General features: G+C 59.3%; 12 protein-coding genes. 7 read left to right on the forward strand and 5 right to left on the reverse strand.

Annotation, left to right across the window (positions count from 1 at the left end):
• The first annotated feature begins 60 nt into the window (after positions 1 to 60).
• Positions 61 to 1,482: an HDOD domain-containing protein gene (locus tag WA411_RS01720; RefSeq protein ID WP_209399283.1), complete on the forward strand. Its 1,422-nt coding sequence runs from the start codon at positions 61 to 63 to the stop codon at positions 1,480 to 1,482.
• Positions 1,483 to 1,489: 7 nt separating this feature from the next.
• Here WA411_RS01720 and WA411_RS01725 read toward each other — a convergent pair whose 3' ends face one another.
• Together WA411_RS01725 and WA411_RS01730 are read right to left on the reverse strand one after the other, a co-directional pair.
• On the reverse strand, positions 1,490 to 2,191 hold the full coding sequence (locus tag WA411_RS01725; protein WP_291905289.1) for an anti-sigma factor: 702 nt from the start codon (positions 2,189 to 2,191) through the stop codon (positions 1,490 to 1,492).
• Positions 2,188 to 2,745 carry a sigma-70 family RNA polymerase sigma factor gene (locus WA411_RS01730; protein ID WP_092033033.1) on the reverse strand — a complete coding sequence of 186 codons (558 nt, stop codon included), beginning with the start codon at positions 2,743 to 2,745 and terminating at the stop codon, positions 2,188 to 2,190. The genes WA411_RS01725 and WA411_RS01730 overlap by 4 nt, the downstream gene beginning before the upstream one ends.
• Positions 2,746 to 2,902: 157 nt before the next feature.
• On the opposite strand from WA411_RS01730, the gene WA411_RS01735 reads away from it, so the two are divergent.
• The 4 genes from WA411_RS01735 to WA411_RS01750 all read left to right on the forward strand — a co-directional run bounded on the left by WA411_RS01735 (position 2,903) and on the right by WA411_RS01750 (position 6,959).
• Positions 2,903 to 4,387 carry a DUF4331 domain-containing protein gene (locus WA411_RS01735; protein WP_291905284.1) on the forward strand — a complete coding sequence of 495 codons (1,485 nt, stop codon included), beginning with the start codon at positions 2,903 to 2,905 and terminating at the stop codon, positions 4,385 to 4,387.
• Positions 4,388 to 4,400: 13 nt separating this feature from the next.
• A complete protein-coding gene (locus WA411_RS01740) occupies positions 4,401 to 4,637 on the forward strand; it encodes a hypothetical protein (RefSeq protein WP_291905281.1) in 237 nt (78 codons plus the stop codon).
• 76 nt (positions 4,638 to 4,713) lie between these two features.
• On the forward strand, positions 4,714 to 5,832 hold the full coding sequence (locus WA411_RS01745; RefSeq protein ID WP_291905278.1) for a tetratricopeptide repeat protein: 1,119 nt from the start codon (positions 4,714 to 4,716) through the stop codon (positions 5,830 to 5,832).
• Between the two features lie 125 nt (positions 5,833 to 5,957).
• A complete protein-coding gene (locus WA411_RS01750; protein ID WP_291905275.1) occupies positions 5,958 to 6,959 on the forward strand; it encodes a HupE/UreJ family protein in 1,002 nt (333 codons plus the stop codon).
• 17 nt (positions 6,960 to 6,976) lie between these two features.
• Here WA411_RS01750 and WA411_RS01755 read toward each other — a convergent pair whose 3' ends face one another.
• A complete protein-coding gene (locus WA411_RS01755; protein ID WP_053113587.1) occupies positions 6,977 to 7,594 on the reverse strand; it encodes a hypothetical protein in 618 nt (205 codons plus the stop codon).
• 130 nt (positions 7,595 to 7,724) lie between these two features.
• On the reverse strand, positions 7,725 to 9,212 hold the full coding sequence (locus tag WA411_RS01760) for an amidase (protein WP_291905271.1): 1,488 nt from the start codon (positions 9,210 to 9,212) through the stop codon (positions 7,725 to 7,727).
• 52 nt (positions 9,213 to 9,264) lie between these two features.
• Here WA411_RS01760 and WA411_RS01765 point away from each other — a divergent pair, with 52 nt between their 5' ends.
• Entirely contained in the window at positions 9,265 to 10,404 is a 1,140-nt protein-coding gene (locus WA411_RS01765) for a hypothetical protein (protein WP_069182571.1), read from the forward strand.
• Positions 10,383 to 11,153: a sulfite exporter TauE/SafE family protein gene (locus tag WA411_RS01770; protein WP_053113583.1), complete on the forward strand. Its 771-nt coding sequence runs from the start codon at positions 10,383 to 10,385 to the stop codon at positions 11,151 to 11,153. The genes WA411_RS01765 and WA411_RS01770 overlap by 22 nt, the downstream gene beginning before the upstream one ends.
• Here the strand turns inward: WA411_RS01770 and WA411_RS01775 are convergent.
• Positions 11,136 to 13,478 carry a sensor domain-containing diguanylate cyclase gene (locus WA411_RS01775; RefSeq protein WP_291905263.1) on the reverse strand — a complete coding sequence of 781 codons (2,343 nt, stop codon included), beginning with the start codon at positions 13,476 to 13,478 and terminating at the stop codon, positions 11,136 to 11,138. The two genes, WA411_RS01770 and WA411_RS01775, sit on opposite strands and share 18 nt — an antisense overlap.
• Between the last annotated feature and the right edge of the window lie 97 nt (positions 13,479 to 13,575).

The following is a 13,575-nucleotide window of genomic DNA, read 5'->3' on the forward strand; positions in this document are numbered from 1 at the left end:
AAAGAACCTTACATTTCCCCGGAGCTCTTCCAGAGACGCGCTGCCCAGAGACTCACTAACGTGACCAACGAAAAACAACCAACGCCCTCAAGGATGAACTCTACCCAGGCATGGGTTACCTACCTCAGCAAAGTCGAGCTGCCGGTACTGGCCAATACGCTGCGACGCATTAGCGAGCTGACCGACAGCCAGAACAGCACGGTCAACGAGCTGGCCAATGTAATTCTCAACGATGCCCAGCTCACCTCACAGGTTCTGCGGCTGTCGAATACCGTCTTTTACAACCAGACCCGCACCCAGGTCAGCACCGTCAGCCGCGCCATTACGTTGATCGGCTTCGATGCCGTGAAATCCATGGCCATCTCCTCCCTGATTGTCGACACGCTGTTGAAACGCAACGACCGTCCTCATCTGTTGCGCTGTCTGGCCCGTGCAATTCACGCCGCGGTTCAGGCCAGGTGTCTGATGCCGAAACGCAACGAGACCGCGCTTGAAGAGGTGTTTATCGGGGCCTTGCTGATGAACATTGGTGAATTGGCCTTCTGGTCCTGCGAAACCGACCAGGCCGCCGAACTGGAAGAACGGCTGCGCCTTGAAGAGCCCCCGGTAGAGGCGCAAAAGGCCGTGCTGCACTCTACCTTTACCGAAATTACCCGGGGCCTCGTGGATGCCTGGTCCCTGGGACCATTCATCAAGGATGTCGTCTCGCCGGGGCAGGCCAATTCCATGGCCTCGAGCCTGGTCCGGAATTCCGTGGAAATGGCCCGTCTGTCGGAACAGGGCTGGAGCGGTCCGGAAATGGATAAGCTACTCGAACGCCTGGGCAAGGACATTGGCGAGAGCCCGGCCGTGGTTCGCGACCGGCTCAAGGTAAACGCCTCGGAGGCGACTCGGGTGGCAGTCTCCCTCGGCATCCCCCAGGTAACCGCCATGATGCCGGGCGCCGAAGGCAAGGCCGGCGACAGCGGGGCGCAGGCTCCGGAAATGGACCCGGAACTTCAGCTGGAAATTCTGCGTGAATTGAGCCATTGCCTGGCGGAGAAACCGGACATCAACGAAGTATGCCAGTTGGTCATTGAGGGCATCCACAGGGCTGTCGGTATGCAGCGAGTCGCTCTGCTGATGAGTGACCGAACCGGCAACGAACTGGTGCCCCGAAAGCTCGGAGGCCGCGGCACCGAAGAATGGCGACAGCAGTTTGTAATCCGTAAGGATGGCAGCGGGCCACTGGGCTCGCTTCTGCCCCATGCCCATTGCAGCATCTACGAACCCAAACGGAACTCGGAAGGCGTACCTTACGATCAGTGGCTTGGCAAAGTGCCGGCGCTTATCGGGCCGATCAAGGCGAATGGTCGCCTGATCGGCCTGTTTTACGCGGACAATGCAGCCGGCGCTTACCTACCCTCAAAAGAGCAGTTATCAGCGTTTGGCCACTTTATCCAGAATGCGCAGCTCTGCCTGAACCTGATCTCTACACATTAACGCTCGTTCACAGCTCGTAGAGCTTGGTGACGTGCAGAATCGGCCCGGTTGGAGCCCCAGTCGGTGAGCCACCTTCGGGTTCGAGACTGATCGCAAGGGTCCGGCTGCCGCTCAATGAGCTCTGAGCTTCATCCGACAGCCCCACCTGGTGAGTTTCACTCGCCGGCAGGACCCCTAGCGAAAGAGGCGGCCCCTCCTCTGGTACAACCCAGAGCTCATAATCCTTACCGGACTCCGCGGAGCCTGCGGCAACAGCGCGCAATTTCAGCAGGTTGCCACGATCCGTTTCACTTAACAGCCACAGCGGGTCGCCAAGTTCGGCCTCGATGATCGCCCCGGCTAACATGGGCCTTTCTGGAACGGGAGACGGCTGTAAAACTAACAGAACGGCGAAAAAGACCGCCGCTGCGGTTGCCGTCAATCCCCAGCCTGGCCAAAACCAACCGGCTCTTGAGGAAACCGGGGGTTTCGGTTTGGACTGTTCGGGCCACAAACGTTGCTGGATGTTCGACCAGATGCTTGGCGGGGGCGTTTCCGGGGTGGCAATCGTCGACAGGGCACCAAGTTGCTGCTCCCAGAACCAGACTTCCTGACGAACCCGACCGGATTCCATCATCCATCCCTCGAAGCGGAGGCGAGCAGGGCCTTTCAAAGAACCCAGAACATATTCCGCCGCAAGAATCTCTACGCGCTCGGGTGTTTTTTTCATCGCTCAAGACACCTCTTCAATGCCATAAGCCCCCTTCGAATCCAGCTTTTCACCGTCCCAACGGGTGAGCTCAGGGTTTTCGACAGCTCATCGTGAGTGAAACCCCGGTAGTAGGCGAGCAGAATGCTGTCACGCTGGACATCACTGAGCTCTTCAAGGCACCCCGTGAGCTGGGCCGACCCGGAGATCCGCAAGGAGTCATCCAGAGGTCCACCACGGTTGTCCTCAACCTTGTCAAGGTGCTCATCTCCGGTCGTCTGCCGTACTTTGCGGGCTCGCATCAGGTCCAGGGTCCGGTAGCGCGCAATGGTCATCATCCAACCGAGCGGCGCACCCCTGTCCCGATGGTACTCGCCCGCGTGATGCCAGATCTGAATAAAGCTCTCCTGCATTGCTTCCTCGGCCAGCTCACGATGGTTTGCCAGCTTGATGCAAAGGCCGAACATCCTCGCCGCGACCTTGCTATAGAGTTCTTGAAACGCTTTCCGGTCCTTCCTTGCCACTGACCGCAGCAAGCGCATCAACTCGTCCTGATTCACCTCGGCATAAGCCATAAACACCCTCATTGTTCTGGTAACTGCAAAAGGTACGAGCGCGGGAACGCGGAAGTTGCGTGTCTACCAAGAAAGTTTTTTTTGCAACAGCTGCAACTTTTGACGTCCACCACCCGTTCCTTCCCCCGACGCACCCAAACACAGAGAGGAAAACAACATGAAAACAATTCTGAAGCGGTCCAGTCTCGCTATCGCCGTGGCCGGAACCTGCCTCGCCACCGGCCTGGCCCAGGCTTCGAGTCACCGTGAGGCGCCCTTCATCACCGAAATCCCCAAGGTCGACGGCACGGACTTTTATATGTTCCGGAGCTACGAAAGTGGCAGAAGCGACTTCGTGACCCTGATTGCCAATTACCTGCCACTGCAGGATGCCTATGGCGGTCCCAATTATTTTGATCTGGATGACGACGCCATCTATGAAATTCACGTCGACAACGACGGCGATGCCGTTGAGGACCTGACGTTCCGTTTCCAGCTGGAAGACAACCTGAACGACATTCAGTTGCCGGTCGGGCCGGATGGCGACCAGCGGATGGTATCTGTGCCCCTCAAAAACATTGGCGATGCAAGTGACGGGGCCAACGTTCAATTGCGACAAACCTACACAGTGGATGTCATTTCCGGGGATCGTCGCACCGGTTCCGTGCAGGCAGCCACCAACGTGAACACCGGTACCGAAGTCTTTGACAAACCCCTGGATAACATCGGTGCAAAGTCCTTTGGTGATTACGCCGGCTACGCCAGCCAGCACGTGTTTGACATCGCCATTCCCGGCTGCGGAACCAACGGTCGGGTATTTGTCGGGCAGCGCCAGGAGGCGTTTGCGGTGAACCTGGGTGAAATCTTCGACCTGGTTAACACCAACCCCCTTGGCCCCCGGAATGGTGAAGGCCCCGGTGATCTGGCTGACAAGAACGTCACCTCCTTTGCCCTTGAGGTGCCTACCGATTGCCTGACCGGCACCGCCATGAACTCCAACGGCCAGCCCGTAATCGGTGCCTGGACTACAGCGAGCGTCCGGCAGGCACGTATCATCAACCCTGCTCCCAGCACCGCAGGCCGGGGTGCAACCGTTGAAGGTGGAGCCTATACCCAGGTTTCGCGTCTGGGCATGCCACTGGTAAATGAGGTGGTTATCGGGCTCAAGGACAAAGACCGTTTCAACGCCAGTGAACCAAAAGATGATGGGCAGTTCGCCACCTATGTCACACACCCGACACTGCCGGAGCTTCTGGAAGTGCTGTTCCCCGTAACTGCACCGAACAACTTCCCGCGCAACGATCTTGTCACGGCATTCCTCACCGGCGTACCGGGAGTCAACATGCCTGAGGGCGTAACTGCCTCCGAAATGTTGCGACTGACGCCCGCCGTTGCACCAACGCCGCTGAACAGCCAGAACGATCTCGGTGTTCTGGCGGGTGACAACGCCGGCTTCCCGAATGGCCGTCGGCCCTACGATGACACCGTCGACATTGCGCTTCGCGTCGCCATGGGTGTACTGGCAGACCCTGCAGATGCGCCTGATGGCAGCCTCGAGTACACCGACGGCGTCCAGCTGGCAGCGGATCCTACCAGCCTGCCCGCAGACTATGAGTCGTTCCCTTACCTGGCGACACCCATCGCCGGTTCACCCAACGAATAACCGGGAGGTAGCCATGAGGTCCCTCACAAAACTTACGGCCGTCTGCGCGATTGCGTTATTGATGGCAGGTTGCTTCGACGGCTCCAACAGCCGATCGGAAAGGCCGGCTGAGACCGTCGACTTTACAACGTTTGTTAAAACCCAGTTCGCCCGGACAAGCGACGACGCCCAGCCGGCGAACGTCAACGGCATCGACCTGAGTTTCAATGACCAGAATAATCCACAGGCATTCGATGACCTGCTTCAATAACACTCCACTTGGCCGGTTTCCCCGTTGTTTCGGGCCGGCCATACCCTTGCCTGCCCTTCGGGGCAGGATTTTTTGGTTGATCGCGGTTTTCGCGCCCCTCCAGATACACGCCGCCCCGGATCCCATCATCACGGAGTTCAATGACAATGAAATACTGACCGAGTTACCCGGCGCCGCCAACGAGCTCCTACGGGAGACGGATTCCCCCGAAGTGGTTGGGGACCGTCTGCAAATGCTGATCACACGGGCCAGGGCCAGTGGTGATCCGAGATACATGGGGTACGCCCAGACATTGATTAACCGCTGGCCGGACGAGCAGCTGACCGACCGGCTGCGAGTGCTACGGGCAACCCTGCGCCAGAGCCTGCATCAATTTGATTCCGCCCGCGCCGATCTTGAACGGGTACTTTCAAGCTCTTCGGACAATCAACAGCGTATCCAGGCTCGCCTGACCCTTGCCAATCTCCAGCTGGTTCAAGGTCGTTACACCGAGGCCGGGCGGCATTGTCAGGCACTTCAGTCGGACTATCCCGGCCTGATAGCGAAGAGCTGCCTGGCGTCCGTGCAGGCGAGGACAGCCGACCCTCAAAAAGCCTACCGGAATCTTGCGCAACAACTCGCCGAGGCGACAGGCCGCCAGCCTGCTGATTCCACCAGTCGACTCTGGACCGAGGGCACACTTGGCGATATCGCGGCCCAGGCAGGCCTGCCCGAAGCCAAACGGCATTGGCGAAGGGTTCTGCAGGCATCTCCGAGCGACCTGTATATCCGAGCCCAACTTGCCGACTGGCACCTTGAGCAGGACCAGTTCGAGCGCGTTTTGACACTCACCCGGGGATTCGAGGCCGTTGACACACTGGCCGTGATTCGGGCCATCGCCATGAAACGCACGGGCCAACCGGGCAGTGACGAACTGATCCGTCGTTTACGGCAACGATTTGAAGAGGCCCGGTGGCGAGGCACTTTACTGCACGCCAGAGATGTTGCCCGTTTCCTGCTAGATGTAGAGAACCAGCCGCGCGATGCCCTGAAACTGGCGATCGAAAACTGGGAGAGTCAGAGGGAGCCCCTGGACACCCGGCTTTTGCTGAGAGCTGCCCTGGCTTCAGGTGACAGTGCCCAGCACCAAAGAGTGAGCGATTGGCTCAGTCAGCAGGGTCAGATCGATGCCCGCTTTCCGGAGTTCAAACAATGAGGATAACGATAAGAATCTGGCTCGCCTTGACCACAATAGCGCTGATATCAGCCAGTGGGATGGCAGCAGCACACAAGGCAAGCGACAGCTTTCTTTACCTGAACAGCGGTCCGACGGAGCTCCGAATGGATGTTGCACTGCGGGACCTCGCGCTGCTCGTGAGCATTGATAGCAACGGAGATAACGAAATATCCGGTCAGGAACTGCGACAGGCAAGACCAGAAATTACGCGGACCATCGAATCCGCGCTCATCTTTTCGAACAGCAGTGGCAACTGCAATCTGGCCGGCAAGAAATGGGGTATCAGCGAGCATAGTGACGGAGTCTATTCCGCCGCCCGTTACGCCATTCGTTGCCCCGACGGTGAGCCACCCGAAGCGCTGAAGTACGACCTCCTGTTTGGGCAGGATGCACTGCACCGGGGCCTGGTGAGCCTGGACTACAACGGGCAAACGCGTCTGGCCGTACTAGGGCCTGATTCCCGCACTCTGGATCTGGCAGGCAAGGACACTCCCAGCTATTTCAGTGTCTTCAAAACGTTTGTCTATGAGGGTGTTATTCACCTGCTGATCGGCCTGGACCACATTCTGTTCCTGCTGGTTCTGATCATCCCGGCCACGCTGTCCACTCACAAAGACCTCACACACGGCGTCCAATCAAAAGCCTTACGGGGCCGCCTGCTTGAACTGGCCGGCATTGTTACCGCGTTTACCTTGGCGCACTCAATCACTCTGGCCCTGGCCGCCCTCGATATCGTGTCACTGCCGATCGCATGGGTGGAAACGGTTATCGCATTATCCATCGGACTGGCCGCACTGAATGTCGCCTGGCCGGTTCTGGGGCATAAAACCTGGAAGCTGGCCTTCGGTTTCGGTCTGGTACACGGTTTTGGCTTCGCCAGCGTTCTGGGCGATCTAACGAGTGGTGTATCCGGCTTGGCAGTGGCGCTGGCAGGTTTCAACCTCGGTGTGGAACTCGGTCAGTTGGCCCTGTTGGTGGTGGGATTCCCGGTACTGTATTACCTGGGTAAAAATCGGCTGTACCAAAAGGGTGCCGTGCCATTGATGCTGGCAGGCATTGGAGCAATCAGTCTGTTCTGGGTTGTCCAGCGCGCGCCCCTGTCCTGAGCGCGCACCGGATGACCTTAATGCAGGGCCCGCATCTGGCGCGGGTAGAGTGCGGCGCTGACTTCCGGCTCTTCCAGCAGGTCGGCCAGCTCGCGGTCTACGTTAGTCTCTTCACCTTCTTCCGGCAACGGCTCGAACAGGGTGCTAAGCCAGGAGGCTACGGAGGGTGCTTCGTCCCGTTTGTAATCGGTGGACAGCGCCTTGATCCGGCGGAAGCCGATGATGCGCTGATGTTTGGGATCCCGAATCTGTTCAAAACCCCGCCAGTAGACGTGATCCCTGGTGTGCAGTTGCACGAACAGGGTGTCGATGGGGCCGTCTGAATCGTCGGCGCCCTCGGCTTCTTCCTCAATGGCTTCCGGGGCCGCTTCGGCTTCCACTTCGGGTTTCTTGTGACGGATGGTAGTCCAGGCCGGGTACAGCACGGCCACGGCATCCGCTTCAACATGCTCGCGGGCGGCGCGGAGGATCAACCCCCAGCGGGCCTTGTCGGCATCGGTTTCAAGGGAATTGATGGGCAAGTCATAGCTTTGTTCGCTGGACAGGACGATGGCCATCATGGGGGCGTCTAACTCCCCCATGGCCTCGGCCTGTGCTACTGATACCAGTTCGTCGATTGCCATCGGTTGGTTCATAATACGCTCGCCTCCTCGATGCCATCAGGGTCGTTCAGGAAGAAGGGGTCTTCCTGACTAACAGCATAGCCTGTTCCGGCTACAAAGATAAACGTGGAGTTTCCCCAGCCGGATCACAACCCCGGATACCTCAGAACGCGTCCTCAAGCCTTTCGTAGTTGCTGAACCAGGGATTGGCCTCTTCCAGTTGGCCCGCCAGCTGAAGCAGGGTCGCTTCGGCGCCGTGGGGACCGCCAAACTGGACCCCGACCGGTAAACCTTCGGCAGTCCAGTGCATCGGTACCGACATGGCAGGTGTCCCGGTCAGGTTTGCCAACTGGGTAAACGGCGTCCGGGCCAGGCTTTCCAGGGCCATCTGATCCACCTGGCCAGTACGATGAACCAGTTTGCCGGCCTTCAATTTTAGCATCAGGCGGGCAGCGAACTTGAGGTGGGCCGGCGTTTCCAGTTCGCCGATGGCGGCCGGCAACTGCCCGGTGGTCGGGCTGAGGTAGAGATCGTAACTCCCGAAAAATGCACCCAGCGCCCTGGCAAACTCGTTCCACTGCTGGCGCCGCCGGACATAGTCGGACAGCGGCATCGTCTCACCAAGCATGCCGATCAGCCGGGTATCCAGCTCGAAATCGCTGTCGGTGGCGCCGAATAGCTCTTTCGCCTTCGCCATCAGCGCCGACACTTCACCGAAATACAGGCCGAGGTAACAGCGGGCCAGGGCCATGCCGTCGAATTCCGGCGCAGCATACTCAACCCTGTGACCCAGATTCTCGAGAACCCGGGCCGTTTCCTCCACGGCTGCAACGCACTCCGGTGCTACCTCCGTATTGTAGGGTGAAGACGTGAACACGCCGATTCTTAACTTGCCCGGAGACCGCTGCATGAGCTCGGAGTAGGCCGCAGACGGCCCGGGAATCTCGAACGGGTCGCCCGGAGCCGGCCCACTGAGCACATCCAGCATCGCCGCACTGTCTCTCACCGTCCGGCTGACCACATGGTCGGTAGACGCACCGGTCCAGGCTTCACCCATAAAGGGACCCGAGGAAATGCGTCCCCGGGACGGCTTGAGGCCAAACAGGCCATTGTAGGCAGCTGGAATGCGGATGGAGCCGCCGCCATCGTTGGCGCCGGCCATGGGTACAATGCCGGCCGCCACCGCCGCGCCGGAGCCGCCACTTGAGCCACCCGGGGTCAGCTCCGTGTTCCAGGGGTTGCGGGTTGGCCCCCAGAGCTCAGACTCGGTCACCGCTTTCAGACCAAACTCCGGCGTGGCAGTTCGCCCCAGGAAAACCAGCCCACCGTCCCGTGCCCGGCGGACAAATTCCGAATCCTGGGGCGCAATATTCTTTATCAGCCCCCGGCTGCCGTAGGTACACGGGTGACCCGCCTGCTCCTGGGCGAGGTCCTTGAGCAGCAGGGGCACGCCGGCAAAAACCGCCTGCTCGGGGAAGTGCTGTGCTGGCGCCTCGGAGAACTGCGGATAGCAGATCGCATTAAGTGTGCTGTTCACGCGGGTTGCCCGCTCAACCGCTGCCTCGCATACTTCCCTTGAAGTGACCTCACCCCGACGGACAAGATCAGCGAGTGCGGTAGCATCGTAACGAAGATATTCAGATTGCTTCATGGCAGGTTCCCTTTGTTATTCTGTTTTGAGGAAGGTCACGGGTATATCGTCTATGGTCAGAATTCTCAAGAGCTTACGCCAGCTTGCCGTGATTTTCATCCTGGCAGCGCCGGTTGCCGTTGCCGCCCAGGACCCGCCGCCAGCGGCCAGTGAAGACAGCGACTGGACTCGCGTGGTCCGGTCCTCGCCCTACTGGGTCAGCCAGGGGGTATTTGAAAACATCCTCACCATCCGGCGCTGGGTATTAAAAGAATCCGGCTATTGCGCCAGTGCCGAGCGCCACGTCCTCTACGATATGCGGGGGCGCTTTCTGGCCTGGATCAGTGATGGCGAAGACCGCGAGGCCACCCAGCGCCTGCTGAACACCACCCGAAAATCACTGTATGAGAATGACAAGGTGGAAGACTGGGTTGCCGGCGAGACCGGCCAGACCGGCTATCCGTTCGCCCTTTCCTGCGACCAACCCCATGTGAACGTCGACGAGGCCGTTGCGCGGTATCTTGGCACCCTGCCGGCGGACCGGATCTGGGGCGCCTGGGACGACCTCAATTTTGCCGACAGCAGTGCTCCGGAAAGCCTTCATGATGCACTGATCTACGTGTACGAGCACCGTAGCAGTCAGAACCGCCTGACTCTGCCACAAGCCTTGCCCCGCTACCTGGCGGGTCAAATCCTGATTGAGAGTGGCGCACAGGCAAGAGCCCATTCCAGGGCAAACGCCAGGGGCATCCTGCAGCTGTCACCTGCGGCTCTGTCCGACTGCCAGATTGCCCCCAACAATTTCTGGCATCGGCTGGCACAGATCGACTGCGCCCTGCGGCTGATGAACCAGAATGCCCGCAATCTGGCACCGGTTTTCGAGCAACGGTTTGGTCATCTGCCAGAAGCCAAGAGGGACCGTCTGTTCACCCTTCTATTGGTTCAGGCGTATCATGGCGGCGCCGGACGGGTTCAGGCGTTGTTGGACGATCCAGTGCTGTCGCAACCAGCAGAGTATTTTGCCGCCAACCATGAACGCTTTACCGCCGGCGATATTGCCTTCGGCCTGATTTTTCACAATCTGGGGCGGGACCGCCTCGGTCTTGCGTCGCTCTACTATGTGGCCGACGTTCAACTGGCAACCGAGGCCCTGTGTCGCACGGCCAAACTGAAATCAACGGAATTCTGCGAATGGAAGTACTCCACCAACTGATACCCGAAAGCCTGAGCCTTCCAGTCGCCGTTTTCCTGCTAGCCAGTTCCACCATCACCTCGATGATCACTGCCAGTCTCGGCGCGGGTGGCGGGGTTCTGCTGCTGGTACTTATGGCCAGCTGGATGCCGCCCGCCGCCATTATTCCGGTTCACGGCATGATCCAGCTGGGTTCCAATGTTGGTCGGGCAGCACTGACCTGGCGACACGTGGACTGGCGGGTCATTGCCGCGTTCCTGCCCGGCGTCATGGTAGGCGCGGCCCTGGGCGCCTGGTTGCTGGTGAATCTTCCGGCCCATATCTGGCAGCTGACCATCGCCCTGTTCGTTCTCTACCTTTGCTGGGGGCCGGCTCTGCCAAAAGGCGCGTTCGGGGCTCCGGGCGTGTTTGTGGCGTCGGCCTTGACCAGTTTTGTCAGCCTGTTCGTGGGCGCCACCGGGCCTCTGGTCGCTGCGTTCATCAAGCAGATCCATAACGACAGATTCAAAACGGTGGCCACCTTCGCCACGGCCATGACGCTGCAGCACGCCCCCAAGGCGCTCGTATTCGGAGCCGCCGGATTCATCTTCTTCGAATGGCTGCCATTCATAATTGCCATGATCATCTGCGGCTTTGCCGGCACCTGGCTCGGACTCCATGTACTGAAGTCCCTGAGCAACCATAAGTTCACACTGATCTTTAATATCGTGCTGACCGCGCTGGCCATTCGTCTGCTGTGGCAGGCCAGTGTCTCAGCCGGCTGGTGGTGACGGGACGACGACAACCGTATTGCGCCCCCGGGATTTGGCGATGTAGCTACCCTCATCGGCCCGGGCCATGACCTCTCTCGGGCCGCTATCTTCCGGTGTCAGTTCCGTGAGACCAATGCTCGTGGTGACACCGAAGGACCGGCCGTCATGTTCAATGCGAAGCGCTTCAACATCGGCGCGAATCCGTTCCGCCAGGGCCTGAGCCCTGGCCATGCCACAAGCCGGTAGAATAATACCGAACTCATCCCCACCCAGTCTGGCCACGGTATCGGACTGGCGAACCGATTCCTTGAACAGTTCGGCGAGCCGTTTGAGCAAATCGTCGCCGAGCAGGTGGCCGCCCTCATCATTGACCGGTTTGAAGTAGTCCAGGTCAATGAGCATCAACACCGAACGTGCTTCCTGGCGCCCGGCCTCGCCCAGGCAACGGACCAGCGACGCATTGAACGCGCGCCGATTCAGCAAATGGGTCAGGCTGTCGTGGGTCGCCTCCCAGGACAGCCGTTCTTCCTGACGACGGCGATCGCTGTCGTCCCTCAGCACGAAAACCAGACGCTCATCCTCTCGCCCCTGGCGAATGTGCAGCATGGTGAGGTCTATGGGGAAGGGAACGCCCAATGAGTTCCGCAGGGTGACGTAGAGGCTGTCCAGGTCCTCCCCGGACAGGAACTCCTGTGCCGTCAGTTCCCGCTCCTCCGTCTCGATGGTGACCAACTGGAAGAAGTTTCTGAGCACGCACTCGCCCTCCGTGCCCAGCAGGCGGCAGGCAGCATCGTTGGCAAACCGGATAACCCCCTCGACATCGACCATCAGGACGCCTTCCTGAAGAACGCGGAGTATGGTTTCCGCGCGCTGCTGCTCGGTCTTGAGTGCCTCTTCCACTTCCAGCTCATGGGATATATCGCGAACGACCGTGATGGTGCCGAGAGCCTTTTCAGGCGTCTGGATTGCCGCCGTCATCACATCGGCCCAGATCACCCGATCCGGAGCCGCCAGTCTCAACCGGCCCCGGAAAACGCTCTGGCTCCTGATCGCATTCTTCCAACCGGCAATCGCCTCCTGCCGGTCGGCATTGTCCACACGATCGGCCAGGTAACTGTATGTGAGATCTTCCGCCGGTTTGCCGACGATCGCCTCGAAAGCCGGGTTGGCAAACTCGATACGGCCCAGGACGTCGGTCTGGACAATACCGATGGGCGCACTCTGGGTAAGGGAACGGAAAAATGCCTCTCTTTCTGCCAGAGACACCAGAACTTCATCACGCTCATCGGTCACCGTGTTAAAGATCTCGGCAACCTGGCGGATTTCCTTACCCCCGGCGACATCCACCGGATCGGAACGCATACCCAGGTGGCGCTCACGGATCTGGATGCCCAATGTCTTGAGCGGCGCCATCAGCCGCCGGAAACGCCACAGTGCCACGGGCGCAATCAAGAGGATGACCAGCAGCAGGATCCAAACGAAGGCATCCACCGTGCGGGTAATTGGCGCAAGGGCTTCCCGGGCAGGCCAGGAGGCGGAAACAAACCAGGGCACCTGGGTCAGCTGCTGCACTGACATGATGGTTTTTTCACCATTACTGTTACGGGTCTCCAAGGTGCCCTCGAACCCCTCCATCGCATCCCGAAGTACAGGATTCGCAACCCTCACCGGCGCCATGGGCTGGTGGTCCCGCTGGTCAACCACCACAAAACCACTGCGGGTTGCCACACCGAGATAGCCGGTCGTTCCTATACGGATGTTGATGAACTGATCCAGGAAATTGTTGCCATCCAGTGCGATGGCACCACCAATCACACCAATGAAACGCTGGCGGTGGTCGAAAATCGGCGCAGCCACCATGATCGCCGGCTTGTCCTGATAGTGAGAGATGTAGGGCTCGCTGATCACCGGGGTGAGCGTGGAGGAAATCCGCTGAAAATACTGCCGGTTACTGACATTCAGTCCCGCCTGCCGGTAATCTTCGGGATTCTCGGCTATGACCAGACCGTTTTCATCGATCAGGAAAACCGCATCGAACAGATGCTCCAGGGCTGTTTGTCGGCGGATCAGGATCCGGGCCCTGGTTTCGAGAACATCACCGGACATGGTGAGATTCTGGGCCACGTGGTTAAGTGCCTCCAGTCGCAGGGCCAGCTTGTCGTCCAGCTCCCCCGCAATAAGCGTGGCAATCGTTTCCACCTGGTTACGGGCCTGCTGCTCCAGCTCGGAGCGGCTCAGCAGGAAACCGGCAACGGTTACCAGCAGGGCCGTCAGGATGATCGCAACAACCACCAGGGCAACAGCCCGATTTGCCAGGCTACCCAACCATTTCCTGATCATCATGACTTCCAGACCCCGCAGCGGGTTCGACAACCGGTAATGATCTGACCTCCGTTTTCTCTTTCTTTTGCGTCTCTTACATTTAACTCAAGTCTAACAG

This window comes from Marinobacter sp. CH_CUG1437-1 (assembly GCF_037029655.1).
GTDB lineage: Bacteria > Pseudomonadota > Gammaproteobacteria > Pseudomonadales > Oleiphilaceae > Marinobacter > Marinobacter salsuginis.